General features: G+C 46.2%; 11 protein-coding genes. 7 read left to right on the forward strand and 4 right to left on the reverse strand.

What is annotated here, in order from left to right; all coding sequences use genetic code 11:
• Positions 1-265: 265 nt before the first annotated feature.
• Positions 266-1,276: an ABC transporter permease gene (locus QT992_RS13570; protein ID WP_333315491.1), complete on the forward strand. Its 1,011-nt coding sequence runs from the start codon at positions 266-268 to the stop codon at positions 1,274-1,276.
• Positions 1,277-1,287: 11 nt separating this feature from the next.
• Here QT992_RS13570 and QT992_RS13575 read toward each other — a convergent pair whose 3' ends face one another.
• Positions 1,288-1,698: a hypothetical protein gene (locus QT992_RS13575; protein WP_333315490.1), complete on the reverse strand. Its 411-nt coding sequence runs from the start codon at positions 1,696-1,698 to the stop codon at positions 1,288-1,290.
• Between the two features lie 516 nt (positions 1,699-2,214).
• Here QT992_RS13575 and QT992_RS13580 point away from each other — a divergent pair.
• The 5 genes from QT992_RS13580 (at position 2,215) to QT992_RS13600 (ending at position 10,416) form a co-directional block, all read left to right on the forward strand.
• The gene (locus QT992_RS13580) at positions 2,215-4,101 is read left to right on the forward strand and encodes an efflux RND transporter periplasmic adaptor subunit (RefSeq protein WP_333377097.1); all 1,887 of its coding nucleotides are present in this window, start codon (positions 2,215-2,217) and stop codon (positions 4,099-4,101) included.
• Positions 4,102-4,296: 195 nt separating this feature from the next.
• The gene (locus QT992_RS13585) at positions 4,297-5,514 is read left to right on the forward strand and encodes an ABC transporter permease (protein WP_333377099.1); all 1,218 of its coding nucleotides are present in this window, start codon (positions 4,297-4,299) and stop codon (positions 5,512-5,514) included.
• 103 nt (positions 5,515-5,617) lie between these two features.
• The gene (locus QT992_RS13590; protein WP_333377101.1) at positions 5,618-6,838 is read left to right on the forward strand and encodes an ABC transporter permease; all 1,221 of its coding nucleotides are present in this window, start codon (positions 5,618-5,620) and stop codon (positions 6,836-6,838) included.
• A gap of 328 nt (positions 6,839-7,166) precedes the next feature.
• Positions 7,167-8,900, forward strand: coding sequence for a chemotaxis protein CheB (locus QT992_RS13595; protein ID WP_333377103.1), 1,734 nt, complete (start codon positions 7,167-7,169; stop codon positions 8,898-8,900).
• A 316-nt stretch (positions 8,901-9,216) separates the two neighbouring features.
• A complete protein-coding gene (locus QT992_RS13600; protein WP_333342811.1) occupies positions 9,217-10,416 on the forward strand; it encodes a transposase in 1,200 nt (399 codons plus the stop codon).
• 144 nt (positions 10,417-10,560) lie between these two features.
• On the opposite strand, the gene QT992_RS13605 is transcribed toward QT992_RS13600, so the two are convergent.
• The gene (locus QT992_RS13605) at positions 10,561-13,554 is read right to left on the reverse strand and encodes a glycerol-3-phosphate acyltransferase (RefSeq protein ID WP_333377104.1); all 2,994 of its coding nucleotides are present in this window, start codon (positions 13,552-13,554) and stop codon (positions 10,561-10,563) included.
• 211 nt (positions 13,555-13,765) lie between these two features.
• On the opposite strand from QT992_RS13605, the gene psb35 reads away from it, so the two are divergent.
• Positions 13,766-13,978 carry a photosystem II assembly protein Psb35 gene (gene psb35 / locus QT992_RS13610; protein ID WP_333315515.1) on the forward strand — a complete coding sequence of 71 codons (213 nt, stop codon included), beginning with the start codon at positions 13,766-13,768 and terminating at the stop codon, positions 13,976-13,978.
• Positions 13,979-14,438: 460 nt separating this feature from the next.
• Here psb35 and QT992_RS13615 read toward each other — a convergent pair whose 3' ends face one another.
• On the reverse strand, positions 14,439-15,023 hold the full coding sequence (locus QT992_RS13615; protein WP_333315483.1) for a DUF6658 family protein: 585 nt from the start codon (positions 15,021-15,023) through the stop codon (positions 14,439-14,441).
• A 500-nt stretch (positions 15,024-15,523) separates the two neighbouring features.
• The gene (locus tag QT992_RS13620; RefSeq protein ID WP_333315481.1) at positions 15,524-16,261 is read right to left on the reverse strand and encodes a DUF2993 domain-containing protein; all 738 of its coding nucleotides are present in this window, start codon (positions 16,259-16,261) and stop codon (positions 15,524-15,526) included.
• Positions 16,262-16,666: the final 405 nt, after the last annotated feature.

Raw genomic sequence — 16,666 nt, forward strand, 5'->3', positions numbered from 1 at the left:
CGGTTCCCTAAGAAAAGGCGGGTTTATCCATATCCTTCGTTACTACAAATATTTTTCGTAAAATCCGGCTGTACCAACCATATAGGAGCGCGAATTAAATAACTTACAATTTTAATTGTTATTGTGGGATGGGCGTCCCGCCCGTCCCAAAAGGACGGGCGGGACGCCCATCCCACTTTCAAGAGTGGAAGTTATTTAATTCTCATTCCATAACAATATGTAAAAATGCAGCAAAATCCGAGCCAATAGCATCTCTCTTAAAAAAATGATTAATTACATTATTAAACGTTTGCTAGGACTATTACCAGTCCTTTTCGGAATCACTCTGCTAGTATTTATATTTTTGCATTTGATACCAGGAGACCCAGCTACAGTGCTTTTGGGAGAACGGGGAACTCCCGAACAGGTAGAAATTTTGAGAGCAAAATTAGGTCTAAATCAGCCTTTGCCTTTGCAATATTTGGCATTTTTATGGAGTTTGCTGCGCTTGGATTTGGGAAATAGTATTATTAGCGGTATTCCGATAATTGATGAAATTACAAGTCGCTGGCCTGCTACTTTTGAACTGTCTGTGGTGGCGATGTTGGTGGCACTTGTTATCGGAATTCCGGCGGGAATTTTGGCTGCTGTTAGGAAAAATAGCTGGCTGGACAATCTCGCGATGAGTGGTTCGTTAATTGGGGTATCTTTACCAGTGTATTGGTTGGGATTGATGTTGATTTATTTGTTTGCTGTTTATCTGAAATGGCTGCCTCCTAGCGGGCGGATTAGTGTAGATTTGGGGTTGGGTTTTAAGTCGATTACGGGTGTTTATGTTTTGGATTCTTTGATGAGATGGGATTTGGCGGCTTTGCGGGATGCGATCGCCCATTTAATCCTGCCAGCTTTGACTTTAGGAACTATTCCTCTGGCTATTATAGCTCGCATCACTCGTTCTGCGATGCTGGAAGTGCTTTCTCAAGATTACATCCGCACTGCGAGGGCGAAGGGATTGCCGGAATATTGGGTGATTTTGAAACACGCTTTGAAAAATGCGTTTTTGCCGATCGTCACAACTATAGGTTTGCAGTTCGGCACTCTTTTAGGCGGCGCTATTCTGACTGAAACGATTTTTTCGTGGCCGGGAATTGGTTCTTGGATTTATACGGGTATTCTGACGCGGGATTACCCAATTGTCCAAGGAGGAGTAATTTTTGTGGCTGTAACTTTTGTACTGATTAATCTGGCGGTTGATATTTCCTATGCTTTTTTCGATCCGAGAATTCAGTACCGTTAATGAAAAGGAAATCAGACACGAAATGCTTGTTTGACATCCGGCCGCAGCAGGTAGTAAATGCTAGCCGCTGCAAAAGCCAGAGTTAAAAAATTGACTGCTGTACCGCCGCTGCCAAACATTTTGAAAATTTGCGCGAGGGTGGCGATGATATGGACAATTAACGTTCCCGTCCAAGCCCAATTTTTGAGTTGAAACAAACCCCAAGTTAAGAGTAAGGAGAGGAGACCTAAAATAAAACTGATTCCCGCAAAAATGGCAATGAAGCCGCCGATTACAGTGCCCACTTTTGCCCCGCCGACAGCCGCACCGATGCCGCCAAAAATGCCGGCAAAAAGTAAGATGAACAAGCCGTCAAGCAGACTGAAGACGCCGCTAATTAGCTGCAAAATTGCCAAAACTGTAACGCTTTGAGGACGATTCATTGTTTTGATTTTCCATTTTTAACGGATTTGAAAAATATTTTAACCTGTTGTGGGCACAGGGCTGATATGGATTCAGGGTTTACGCACCGCTACCCGTGAAACCGGGTTTATGAGAATAAGTGTGTCCATACTGTGTCGTTGCGAGATTCGCACTGGCAGATCCCGCAGCGATGGGCTCGCGAGTCCGCAATGACCGAGTTTAGTCGATCGCCCGCTGCCAGATCCGCCTTTGTTGCTGCTGAGGATCGCGCTTCTCGATCCCATCAATGATATTATTTATTAAAATATATTTTTATTTGCCCGCAGCCGGGAGCCATTTTGTTTAGATCCACCTCTTTTGGCTGAAAAAACTTAACATTATTTAATAAATTGCAAAGATTAGCTATAATTGTTTACAGGTGCGGGTTGGGGAACTTTTTTGAAATCACCCGATCGGATGAGTCTGAAAGACGATGCCAAGCATCAGCAAAAATTTTACCTTTAAGGTAATCCTGAGATTAAATTAGGTGAGTCGGTATGATCGTTAGCCCTAAAAAGGAAACTGCTCAGGTCAAGGTGGAAGATACTCAGACTGTAGATACCAATCAGACTGTAGACACCAAGGCCGCAGAGACCAAAATTGCAGATAAAAAAACCGCCCAAAAGCAGTCTCCGAAGAAACCCGCGCGCAAACCGCAGCGGTGGGCGATTGGGTTGGTTGCAGCCGGGTTGCTAGCTGTACCGACCACTATATATATAGCAAAAAGTCGATCGCAGCCGAAAGTAGATGCGATCGCCACTATGACAGTGCCCGTGGAAGCGCAAAACCTCACGGTGCGGATCACGTCGAGCGGCACGGTGCAGCCCGTACAGCGCGTGAATCTCAGCCCCAAAGGCTCCGGCCGGATCGCAGAATTATTTGTCGAACAGGGCGATAAAGTGGAAGCAGGACAGATTATTGCCCGCATGGAAAGCCGCGACGTAGAAGCTCAACTAGCTCAAGCTAAAGCCCGCGAAGCCAGCGTGCGAGCAAAACTCGCCAAAATCGAAGCAGGAAATCGATCGGAAGACATCGCCAGCGCCAGAGCGCGCTTAGAGCAAGCCGAAGCCAGTCTGGCGCAAGCCCAAGCCGGCAGCCGCGTAGAAGAAGTTGCAGGAGCCAGAGCCCGCTTGCAGCAAACTCAAGCAGGGTTGCAGCGACTGCGAGCCGGCAGCCGCGTTGAAGAAGTCAGCCAAGGGCGAGCTCGTTTAGCCCAAGCTCAAGCTCGTTTAGCAGATGCTCAAACCGGCAGTGTCAGACAAGAAATTGCCCAAGCACAAACGCAAATTGACTCGAGTAAAGCCCAAGCTGAACTAACCGCTCAACGGGTGGAACGCAATCGGCCGCTAGTGGAAGAAGGTGCTCTGGCTAAAGATAAACTCGATGAATTAATTAAAGAAAATCGCACTGCCCAAGCTAAATTAATAGAATCTCAAAAACGCCTGCAACAACTGCAAGAAAGTCGGGAGTCGCAAATTAAGCAACTGCAAGCTGCTGTGCAAGTCGAGCAGCAAGCATTGAACCAATTGCAAAACGGCACGCGATCGGAAGAAATTGCCAAAGGCGAAGCAGAAGTTGCCGAAGCTAGAAGCAAATTAGCGCAGCTAGAAAACGGCAACCGTCCAGAAGAAATCGCCAAAGCCGAAGCAGCAGTTGCTGAAGCCAAAAGTCAATTGGCCGCACAAGAAAACGGTTCTCGCCCGGAAGAAATAGCTCAAGCTCAAGCTGAATTAGCCGAAGCTCAAGCTCAAGTCCGCTTTCAAGAAGTGCAGTTAGAAGATACGAAAGTTCGCGCTCCTTTTGCTGGAATTATTACCCAAAGATACGCCATCCAAGGAGCTTTTGTAACTCCCGCAACTTCGGCATCGGAAGCTACTTCGGCAACTTCGACATCGATTGTCGCTCTAGCTAGAGATGTGGAAGTTTTGGCGAAAGTCCCGGAGGCAGATATTAGTCAAATTAAACCTGGTCAAGTCGTTGAAATAGTGGCTGACGCTTATCCAGATAAAGTGTTTAAAGGCCGCGTTAAGTTAATTGCACCGGAAGCTGTTAAGGAACGAGATGTAACGCTATTTCAAGTGCGAGTTGCCATTGATACGGGCAAGGATTTCTTGCAATCGGGGATGAATGTAGATTTGAGATTTGTTGGTGAAAAGTTGAGCAATGCTTTAGTTGTGCCGACGGTGGCAATTGTGACTAATAAAGGTCAAACGGGTGTGCTGGTTCCTGATGAGAAACAACAGCCGAAGTTTAAGCCTGTTACGGTTGGATCGACTATTGGCAACAAGATTCAGATTTTAGAGGGTGCAAAAGTGGGCGATCGCGTTTTTACCGAACTTCCTCAAGGTAAAAAGCTGGAGGATATTATCAAGAATCAGAAATAGGGCATAGGGCATAGGGCATAGGGCATGGGGCATTATTTATCTCGATCGCCCTACAAGAGGGCGGGCACGGGGGCACCGCCCCTACAAGGGGAGGAAAACAAGAGTTTTGTAGGGGTAGTGCCCCCGTGCCTACCCGCCTTATCAATTACCAATCCCCTAATCTAAAATCTAAAATCTAAAATCTAAAATCGAATTATGGATATTGTTGAAAGCGTCAAAATGGCTGTCACAACTTTGATGGCAAACAAGCTTCGCAGCACCTTGACGATGTTAGGAATTATCATCGGCAATGCTTCTGTCATTTCGATGATCGGTATCGGCGAAGGAGCTCAAACATTTATCGAGGGACAGGTTAACTCTCTGGGCTCAAACTTGCTATTTATTATTCCCGGCAGTCCTGAAGCCCAAAGCCGCCCGGTGATTCCGCCCCAGACTTTAGTAGTGGAAGATGCAGAGGCGATCGCATCTCAAGTTCCTTCTGTCGAAGAAGTCGCACCAACTCTCAATGATAGTCAACTCGTTACCTACCGCAACAAAAATGTCTCATCTTCCATTGTCGGAACTACCCCAGAATTTCTGACAGTCAGAAGCTTTGATGTTGCTCAAGGTCGATTTTTAAACAAATTAGATTTAGAAAGACAAGAAAATGTGGTGGCTTTAGGATCGGAAGCAGCCGAACAATTGTTTGGTAATACACAGCCAATTGGTCAATATATTCGCATCAAAAACTCGACTTTTCAAGTGATTGGTGTCATGCAGGCGAAAGGCTCAAGTTTTGGCGACAATCAAGATATGAATGTTTATTTGCCGCTGACAACAATGGCAAATCGAATTGTTGGTCGCTCGTCTCCCTACGGTACAAAAGTAACATTTATTTCGGTTTCTATCAAAGATGAAAGTATGATGAAAGCCGCCCAATTTCAAATAGAAAATTTGCTCAGGTTGCGGCACAAAATTACTAAAGAAGATGATTTTACGGTTCGCAACCAGAAAGATTTAATGAATACTTTGGGCAGTATTACTGGTGCTTTGACGTTGATGTTGGCTTTCGTGGCGGCAATTTCGCTGTTTGTCGGCGGCATCGGGATTATGAATATCATGCTGGTTTCTGTTACCGAACGCACGAAGGAAATTGGGCTGAGAAAGGCGATCGGAGCTTCTCAGCAGGATATCCTGATTCAGTTTATGATAGAGTCTGTGATTTTGTCAGCGGCAGGCGGGGCGATCGGCACTGGGTTCGGTATCGGCGGCGTGCTTTTAGTCGCTGCTTTTACTCCCCTGCAAGCTAGCGTTTCCCCAATGGCGATCGCACTTGCAGTCGGTGTTTCCGGTAGTATCGGCTTATTTTTCGGCATCGTACCTGCAAAACAAGCTGCTAAATTAGACCCGATTGTGGCATTGAGAAGTGCTTAATTAGTTTGTTGACTGTTGACTGTTCAGGGTTGACTGTTCACGGTTGACTGTTGGCTGTTGATTGTTATAAAAATAACTCATAACTAATAACTAATAACAAAGTATGAATTTTATTGAAAGCGTCAAAATGGCCGGTCAAACGCTACTAGCCAACAAAACTCGCAGCAGTTTAACGATGATTGGCATGATTGTCGGCAATGCCTCAGTAATTGCCATGATTGGAATTGGAGAAGGAGCTCAAAAATTTGTAGCAGGACAAGTTCAATCCCTGGGTACAAACGTATTAATCGTGAGGCCTGGAGTACCCAACGCTAGGCGAAGTACCATCTCAAGTGCGCCTCAAACACTGATAGTAGAAGATGCTAAGGCGATCGCAACTCAAGTCCCCTCCGTTCAAGGCGTGTCAGCAGAACTTAACAGTTCCGAAATAGTTCGCTACAGCAACAAAAATGTTTCGTCTCTAATTTTCGGCACAATTCCCGAATTTCTAGAAGTCAGAAGCTTTGAAATGGCAAAAGGGCGGTTTTTGACCGAACTTGATGTTAAGCAAAGTAACCAAGTTGTAGTTCTCGGTTCAGAATTGGCCGAGAAACTTTTTGGCAATACAAATCCCTTGGGCGAACAAGTGCGGATCAAAAATGTCAGCGTCAAAGTAATTGGAGTATTGGCGCCCAAAGGCACATCTTTTGGTACGAATTTTGACAATTCCGCGGCTGTGCCGATCACCACAATGGCCAATCGCATAGTCGGGCGCAAATCTCCCTACGGTTTGGCTGTCACGTCGATATTTATTTCGATTAAAGATGAATCGCAAATGGACGCGGCGCAATTTCAGGTGGAAAACCTGCTGAGATTGCGGCACAAAATTACGACTGAAGATGATTTTACTGTCAGAAATCAGAAAGATTTAATGGCAAGAATGGGGGCAATTTCCGGCGCTTTGACTCTGATGTTAACTGCTGTTGCCAGCATTTCCCTATTAGTCGGCGGCATTGGGATTATGAACATTATGCTTGTGTCCGTTAGCGAACGCACTCAGGAAATTGGGCTCAGAAAGGCGATCGGCGCATCCCAACAAGATATTTTGTTTCAATTTATTGTCGAAGCTGTAATTTTATCAGCCGCCGGAGGGATAGTCGGTACTTGCGTAGGTGTCGGTGGTATCTTGCTTGTAGGTAATTTCACGCCCTTGCAAGCTGGAATATCACCCGTGGCGATCGCCCTGGCTGTCAGTGTATCCGGTGCAGTGGGCCTCTTCTTCGGCGTTGTCCCCGCCCGCCAAGCCGCCAAACTCGACCCGATCGCAGCTTTGAGGAGTGCTTAATAAATATTTACTTACCTTTGTTACAAAATACGCTCATTTTATGATATGGGAATATGGGTTATATAAAAATCCAAAAAAACTGTTTTTTTGTAAAGATTTAACAAAGTGGGACTGTTTGAGGAACCTTTTTAAATAGTATTTAGACGTACATTTACAGCGCAAAAGTTCATCAAAAACCTATTAAATGTTAAAGATTAAATAAAGCTTTATTGTGGCGTTTGCTGGCGAACCACAAAGTTTAATAGTATTAAATCTGGGGTAAACAGACTCAAGCATCTACTGACAGTAGGAATCTATGCGCTTTAATCAAAATATCCAATAAATAAACATGGCATCCCTCACCCCTAGTTCTAACTTTGACTATCTCGAAGGAACCACCCAACCAGACATATTTAACGCCTTGGATGGCAACGACATAATTTATGCCAACAGCGGAGACGACTCTCTCCAAGGCGGTGCAGGTAAAGACAAAATCTGCGGCGACCTAGGCAACGATACGATTGTTGGCGGTGCGGACGACGACATCCTCTGGGGAGGCAAAGGCAGCGACCTAATTGGTGGCGATTCCGGCAACGATCTCATCTACGCGGGCGCCGGTAGCGATACCGTGAGCGGCGGCACAGGCGATGATATATTTGCCATTGCTAAAGGCAGCGGTGGCCCAACTGTAGCCACAGCCGACTACATCGCCGACTTCGGCAACGGCAATGACCAAATTCGATTGCTAAACGGTCTCACCTTTGAAGATTTAAACATCCAGCAAGGCACCGGCGCCAACAGCAACAGTACCGTAATTCAAGACAAAATTACGGGCGAGTATTTAGCAGTATTGCCGGGAGTCAACAGCAACACAATCAACCGCGACCAATTCACAAATCAGCTATCGGGAAACCCTGTCATTGAGTGGAACGGAGTCCTGCTGAATGCAGTGCGGACAGCCAGTACCGCGCCTCCCCTCGCCTCCCGCAACATGGCAATGGTTCACGCAGCCATTTACGATGCTGTTAACTCGATAAGCAAAAAATACACCCCTTACCTCGTGGAAATAGACCCACCCGCAGGTACATCAGCAGAAGCTGCCACAGCCGCAGCCGCCCACGGCGTCTTAGTCAAAGTCTACCCAGCGCAAGCAGCCACATTCAACGAAGTATACGCATCGTCTCTAGCTAAAATTCCCGAAGGCAAAGCCAAACAAGACGGGATTGCCCTCGGACAGCAAGTTGCCGACCAAATTATCAGTTCGCGGAGTACAGACGGCATCACGAAAGTAGTGCAGTACACCCCCTCAACCGACCCCGGCAGTTGGGTGCCGACTCCCCCCGCCCTTGCCGCGGCGCTGGGGCCACAGTGGGGCCAAGTTACTCCCTTTGCCATGACTAGCGGTTCTCAGTTCCGCCCGCCCGGCCCGCCCGCCCTTGAGGGCGCTAAGTACGCAGAGGAACTTAACTACGTCAAAGAAATCGGCAAAAGTGACAGCCTCACGCGCACCCCAGACCAAACAATCATCGCCAAATTCTGGGCCAACGGTGCTGGGACGTTTACGCCTCCGGGCCACTGGAACCAAATCGCCGAAGAAACAGCGACTCTCACCGGCCAATCCTTAGAAGATAGCGCCCGCTTGTTCGCCCTGCTGAATATTGCTCTGGCCGATGCAGCTATTAGCTGCTGGGATGCCAAGTACCAGTACAATTTATGGCGGCCGGTGACAGCTATCCGCCAAGCTGATACGGACAACAATCCCAACACGACAGCCGACCCCCTGTGGACGCCGCTGCTAACTACTCCGCCGTTCCCTGAGTACACGTCGGGCCACAGCACCTTTAGCGGTGCTGCTGATCCTGTTATGAGTTCTGTATTTGGTTCGGATTACGGCTTTGCCGATCGGGGAGACAGAACTGTCAACACCTTGCGAACCTATCAAAACTTCAGCGAAGCGGCCGACGAATCGGGCATGAGTCGCATTTACGGAGGCATTCATTTCATGAGTGCTAACATAGATGGTTTGAGTGCGGGTAGAAATCTGGGTAACTATGTTGTTCAGAATTTCGGCTTAAAAGCCTAGGAAAGTTGGGGCGGGTTTACGAGATTATTGGTTTGAGCTGACATCTTTCACCATTTTCAAGAACGGGCTCTCCGGCCCGTTCCACAAAACTCAATTTTATTGTGGAATGGGCCGGAGAGCCCGTTCCGCAAGATGCCTGTTCCACAAGAAATCAACTCTTTGTGGAACAGGCATCTTGCCCGTTCCGGGTTTACCAAAAAGTTGGGTCTAAAGCCCCGTCCTTCTAGGACGGCTTTAATTTTCTTTCTCATTGTAAATGTTTATTAAATAAACATATCAAGAAAGATGATATCCATAAATGTGGTAAACTAATTGCATGATAGTTTTAGAGTTTAAGTTGAAAGGCAAAGCAGAGCAATATCAAATCATCGACGACATGATTCGCACGTCTCAATTTGTCCGAAACAAGACTCTTAGACATTGGATAGACAATCAAGGGATTAAGTTGGTAGACCTGTACAAACAATGCGCCGTAATGGCGAAAGAATTTGAATGGGCAGGCAAGCTTAATTCTACGGCACGTCAAGCTTCGGCGGAACGTGCCATTTTTGCTATCCAGCGTTTCTTTGCCAATTGTAAAGCAAAGAAGCCAGGAAAAAAAGGATTTCCGCAGTTTAAAAAGCACACTCGCTCCGTTGAGTACAAACAGTCTGGTTGGTCACTTTCTACCGACAAACGATGTTTGACACTTAAAGACGGATTTGCTGCTGGCAAGTTCAAGTTAATTGGTAGTCGGGATTTGCATTTCTATGCGCCCGATGAGATTAAGCGAATCAGAATTGTGCGTCGTGCCGACGGATATTATGCCCAGTTCTGCATTAATGTGGAGCGGAAAGAGGAACTGGTTTCTACTGGCAAGTCTATTGGATTAGACGTGGGATTAAACCATTTTTATACTGATAGCGACGGCGATACAGTTCCCAATCCTCGGTATCTCAGAAAAAGCGAAAAAGCTTTAAAGAGAGCGCAGAAACGAGTTTCTCGGAAAAAGAAAGGCTCTAAAAGCCAAAAGAAAGCGATCAATAAGTTGGGAAGAAAACACCTGAAGGTGAGTCGGCAGCGTAAAGACTTCGCTATTAAGACAGCGTTGTGCGCGGTAAAATCTAACGATTTTGTAGCCTACGAAGACCTTCAGGTGCGGAACATGGTTAAAAACCACAAACTTGCTAAATCAATTAGCGATGCAGCGTGGTCACAATTTGCTCAGTGGTTGGAGTATTTTGGAAAAGTGTACGGCAAAACAGTTATTGCTGTTTCGCCACAATACACATCTCAAAATTGTTCAAATTGTGGCAATTTAGTCAAAAAAACCCTATCAACTCGAACCCATATTTGTAGTTGCGGAACGATACTTGATCGCGACCACAATGCCGCAAGAAATATTTTAGCAAAGGGTTTGAAGCAGACAGGAATTAGTTTAAATACGGTGGGGCACACCGGAATTCACGCTGGGGGACAGACCGATCTCTACTCACTGGTGGTGACATCAACGAGCAAATCGACTGGACGATCCTAGAATCCCCTCGCCTTCAGGCAGGGGAGTGTCAAGAGATTGCTGAGATGTTGCACCATTTTAAATAATCTTTTTAGGAACAGGCTTTCCGGCCTGTTCCACAAGAAATCAACTCTTTGTGGAACAGGCCGGAAAGCCTGTTCCTAATTATTCGAGCAATTCTACAGTGCCGAGATACCCGTCTACTCGCACTTTTTGACCGTCTCGCAGGCGAGTTGTGGCTTCAGCAATATTCATAACTGCGGGAATTTTGTACTCGCGAGCGATTATTGCTCCGTGAGATAATTGGCCGCCAACTTCGGCGATAATTGCTGTTGCTCCTAATAGCAGCGGTGCCCAACCTGCATCGGTGTAAGGAACTACTGCGATCGCATTTTCTCCTAAATCTGTGCTCGCGGTGCGGCAAATCTTGACAAAGCCTTCGACACGACCAATACTTGCTGGAATTCCCTGGATGATATTAGTTTCTGATGTTGCGGAGTCGATCGCCCTTGTCTGAGAATTCGGCAGCAAATTCCCGTAGACTACAGGGGGAATCGGGCGATCGCGATCGGCTACCAGGCGATCGCGCCTTTGGCTAATTGTATCCTGAAAAGAAACACTCGCGCCGCTGCGAATCCACTGCTGAATTTCCCCAAATTCCAGATAAAAAATATCCCCACTTTCCTGAAACACCTGCATTGCCAATCCGCAAGCTTCAATCTCCAAAAAAGTCCAGCGCAGGTGAGCCAACAACCGCGCGTAAATTTCGCTAATTTCGTTTTTGACAAGCGCTCTTTCTTGACATTTCTCTAATCGCCACTTCTGCGAAAAACTCAATTTTATTTCCCGCTTTTCAGCTAAATTAGTTTCAGCTTTTTGAGCCATATTTATTAGCAACTTTTGATAAATTTCCGGTTGTTCTCGCCAAGTAGGAACAGCAATATCCGTTCCCACCTCGCTCAAATATCCGTAAATATCAAGCCACTTTTCAAAATCTGCTTGTAAAGCCGGAGTTTCCGCAAATGTCTGTGCTATATCTGCGACTGAAACAGTTTCGTCAGGCTGCGAAACAGCAGCTTGTCGCAATTTATGAGCCAACTGCTGTAAAGCTCGCACCGAAGCAATTTCAGGAGCGCTGTCATTAGCCAGCCAGTCATCATTAACTCGAAAAATTGCCTTGCGAATAGCCAGCCCGATCGGCCCTAATATATTGTAGTAAGTAATCGGTTTCAGCCACTCCTGAATTTGCTCCGCTCTCTCCAACAATTCCGTTAAATATTGATAATCTGGCATTGGGAATTGGGCATTGGGCATTAATATTCCTTTTGACTCATCCTCAATAATTAATCCGTGTATCCGTGTCAAAATCCGTGTCGTGCCTTCCTTCTCCAAACTTTGCAGTGCCGGGAGGAAAATAGAAGTACGATCGCCCTTAAATTCTGCATTGAGCGCCCTCTCTCGCTGCACCAGACGCCACAAACCAGGCAAACTCGGCAAAATCTTCCCCAAAGGCGGTTTGCCCATTTTTTGCCCTCTCAGCAAAAATTCCAAACCCTGCTCCGGCAATCCCATCATCCGAAAAATTTCGCCCAACAAAGTCGCATTAAAATAGGCGTGAGAGCCCAGCAAAGTTGCCGTTTCGTTAAAGTTTAAGCCGATCGCGCGATCGCCCAAAACCACCTTGAATATTTCTCCCCAAACCCCGCAAGTCAGCGGCCGATTAATCGACCAAGTTAGCGGGCGAATTGCACCGGGAATCACTTCCGCTGCAATAGTGCGCGTCCAAAAAGGCTGCAAATTAGTAATTGGGCGACTTTGCAAAATCCAAACTTTTTCCCCGTCCCAACTCCACTCAATATCTTGCGGGATTCCGTGAAAAAATGCTTCTATCGCTTGGGCTTGTTTCACCAATTCTGCTAAAATCGATTCAGCAATAATTGAATTACTTTTAAGTTCAGTTAATTTTTTTTCTAATAATTCAGGTTTACTAAAATCAATTTCTAAATGAAGCGGAGTAACTTGTCCGCCGACAACAGATTCTGCTCCTCCCGGTAAAGCTTCTATAATTACCTGGGAACCGCCATCTAAAGGATTGCGACTGAACATCACTCCCGCAAATTCGCTGTCAATATAAGGCTGAATTAATACAGCCATTTGGGTATCGGGGAGTTGTCGCTGGCGGCGGTAAGCCACAGCTTCCGAAGTCCAATAAGACTGGCGGGAGCGATTAATGCCGTCGAGTAATTCTGCTTCAGTGAAAACAGGGCCAATAGTTTGATATTGTCCGGCGGCAGAACTCGTATCGCCATCTTCTCCTGCTGCAGAAGAACGGACAATAATTCGATTTTGGATTTTGGATTTTAGATTTTGAATGAAAGCATTGGGAATTGACAATTCATCACTATTTCCTCGATGCCCGATGCCCGATGCCCGATGCCCGATGCCCGCTTCTTGTGATAATATCCAACCAGCAGGTACGTTAAATCCGGCTCGTTTGAGTTGAGACAATTTAGCAGCTTTATCGCCGCAGATTGCAGCATCTAACGAGTCATCTAGAGAAAACAATTGATCGGATTTAGATAAAGCCATATCATCACCCTGACTGAAATTAATTGCTGCTAACAACAAAGCTAATCCTGCGGCTGCTAAAAATTCGGGCATTGATTGTCGCCACACCCAAACCCAGATAGGGGTACACAGACACCCGCAACGGGAAGCAAAGAGTCTCGCCCGATCGCCCTTACCCCACCACCGCTGTGCCAAACCCCACACCAGCAGCCCCCAAATGCCCGATGATACAGCCACCGGCGGCGAAAATACCAAAAAACCCCAAACAGCATTGGTCACGCCTCCACCTCTGGCGATCGCATATCTGCCCGCAACTAGAGGAATTAACAGGGCAAGTGCGATCGCAGGTGCATCCGGGAAGCAAAATCGCCCCGCCAAAACCGGCAGAATACCCCTGGCAATTTCCGCCAACACCGCAGCAATTCCCGCTAATTTCCCCCCGTGAATGAAAGCAGCCGACACGCCAACATTCCCCGTGCCCAGCGCCCTCAAATCTCGGCGTGTAAAGACTCGCACCGCCCATCCCGTTAGCGGTAAAGCACCCAGGCTGAAACTCGCAGCCCACAGCAATGCTATTGTCCCCAACGGCATAAAATCTGCTCTCCTATTTTCAAGCTCTAAACATTATGACGGCAATTCTGTCAATTTTTCTGTCTTCCGATATATCAACCACACGGCATTAGCACTTAAGATAATGTAAAAGTAGAGTAGATAAGGATTTAGCCTAATGATGGATATCAGCTTGACCACTCCCATAGCAGTTGTTGTTGCACCCATCAAGCAAGTAATGATTGAGCTGCTGATGCAGCAGCCAGTGCCGGAATCAAGTGTCAGCTTGAACGCTCCAATAGCAGTTCTTGTTGCTGGCTTTATTGCCGCAACTACGATCGGCTCGATCGCCTGGTACAACTCCAAGCGCCCGCCCGGTTGGGAATCCAAAGAACGCCCTGATTTTGTACCGCAAGTTGATAAAGACGATTTGATTGCTGATGTTTCTGACTCCAAAGGTAAATAAAACAAAGTTTCTTTAGAGGAATAAAAGCAGGACTTGTGCATTAATGAGAAAACTCGGTCATTGCCAGTTGTCATTGCTAGCCGGAGATCGGCAATTTCAATGGTTCACCTTTTCATTTTTGGCGCAAGTCCTATAAATTTCAAATCCCCTATTTAAAATCTAAAATATCGCCAAGGTGCGCCATAAGCACCATACATATACAGGACTTACGAAAAAAGTAAGTAGTTTTACACGATACATATAACGTAAGGTGCGCCATAAGTACCCTACATATACAGGACTTACGAAAAAAGTAATTTTACAGGATTAATATAGGGTAAGGTGCGCGGGGCGCACCTACAGATTCTGCGTCCCAGACTGATATAGAATAGAAGTTCTGCGTAAGTCTTGTATGGAATTGTGTAGGGGCAATTCTGAAAAAGCCCCTACAAATCGGCGATACCGCGCAAGTTCTGCTAGCTTATTTTTGCAGGGGATTAAGTTTGGTAACGGAACTTTCCTTGGCATCTTCAGCGCTATCTTTGAGGAAACCAGAAGCATCCTTAAATGCGGCGCCTACTCTCTCTAAAATATTGGCATCGGGATCGCTGCGATCGAATACGGGTTGAGCCTTAGCCGGCTGTCCGTCTGGCGCTTCTAACAGAGTTTTATCTCCGCCGAGTTCGAGGTCAAACTTGTCAGTTTCCATCGGTGCAGAACCCGGATAAAGCAGCTTTGAGGAATTAGATTCACCGGTAGTCGAGGCCAGGAGACGATCGCCCACGATCGACAAATCAGCCCGATTGTTTTCTGCTTTAGCAGGCGATTGATTGACTTTAGGGTCAGTAGACATTTGATAATTCGTATATCCATCACCACCGGCCTTGTGAGGGTTATTCATTCCTCCCATTTGGACGGGAGGATTCTCAGGCCGAGCACCTCGAGAATCGCCCGCATTGCAAGCGGTGCTGGTAAACAGCAGCACACCTGCCATCAATACAGTCAAAAATTGAGTCAAAAATTGACCGATACGCAGTCTTTTAAAAAAAGCAGTTACTGTGTTCACAAAATTTTTCCGATTCTTTACTACTACTTGTCAAGAGTAAAAATAAACTCCCCATACCTGCCTCTAACGGCGGTAATATTTTGCCACTAATTGCTATCTATTTTTTTCTAACTTTAGAGGGATTTAAAAAGTGCGATCGCCTTCGAGAGATTATTTTTGGTAGGACTAACAGCCCAGTATCTAGAAACCCGCTAAAAAAGCTGGGTTTCTAGAGAAAGTTCGGTTGAGAAAATCGCGTACCCGACGGAGAAGAAAAGGGCGGAGGTAGTTTCAAAGCGCAGTCTTCGGGTGCGTGCGTTCCAATAATTGCTCGATGACAAAAGCTTTGCTGTTTTTGACCGCGCCCAAAAACGGATACTTGCGAACGAATCCTGTCGTGGAGTTATAAAAATTTTAGACTATTGTTCAACCTCCCAGATTCATCTGTGGAGTAAACCTCACATCTAAAATCTTCAATCCACTCACGCACCCTACCAGCTACTCACCTCTGAACCCTACTGCTACTCTGGGAATTTTTCGACTTTCGCTTCAGCTTGCAAAGTCAGCACACCAGCTTCCACATTTAGCTGCTGAATTCGCAGGGACATTCCCTCAATTTCAAAATTTCGCAAGTTTAAAACCTCACCAGCTTTGTCCGCCAAAGCTGCTGTTAACTCAGGCGAAAATTCCTTGTTTTCGGGATACTCGACATCCTGAAGAGAAATTGCCCAACCGCCCCCTGCGATCTGAGGTTTTGATGTAAAATAAATTTTTTCAGTAGAGGCAGTTTCCTGCACCAATACCTCAGCATTTAAAGTGATTTTTCCAGCTAGCAATTGGCACTCAATAGTTTTAACGTCTATTGTCTGCTGTTGTCCCTCAACAGTAACTTTTAAGTTTTTCAGTTTCCTGCTGATGTATTCGGAATTAAAAGCGCGGTTGATATCGCTTTCTGTTAAAACAGCGCGTGCCGCACCGAAGGCAGGCCCGTTCAGTTCAATTTTGCCAAACATAGCGGTCAGGGGATTGACAGCAATATCCTTTATGTGAATTTGCAAATCTTCCACGCGCAAATCTTGTTGCATTACCAACCCTGTACCCTCAACCGCAACGGCCTCTACTGATCCCTGGGCTAGCTGGATCGGATCGGTGTTAACTGTGACAGACAAAGTTTCGGATTCGTCTAATTTGCTAGCAATAGCAATCTCGGCTACTTTGTCGATCGCCTGTTCCCCTAAACTTCTATTTTGTTGAAGCACGCTCAGAATTCCTAATAATATTGTTTTCCAAATAGTAGTTAATACCTAAGTCATTTACCCTCTTCCTCTCGGCTGGTTTCTCGTCTGCAAAAAACTCAGCCAAAGACAGAGGGTTTCCCGAAAAGGGCTAAAATTAATCAGGTACTGTTCGGCGCACTCTACATTGACAATCAAGCATCCAGCATACCCGCCACGTGATTCATCCGTCCAGAAATAAAAAACCTGTATCCGATGAAACTTGCCGAACGTATTTATCTCGCGCAAGTCAATGCTTCAATTCTTTAATCTTTAATCTAAAATCTCAAATCTAAAATCGATTGAATCCGTTGCGAAGCGGTGAAAAATCAAAAACTCGGATTTTTGCCAAAAGTCTTTTCGAGAAGTTCGATCGCCCGCTACAATAAG

The organism is Microcoleus sp. T3_D1 (assembly GCF_036700405.1).
Taxonomy (GTDB): domain Bacteria; phylum Cyanobacteriota; class Cyanobacteriia; order Cyanobacteriales; family Microcoleaceae; genus Microcoleus.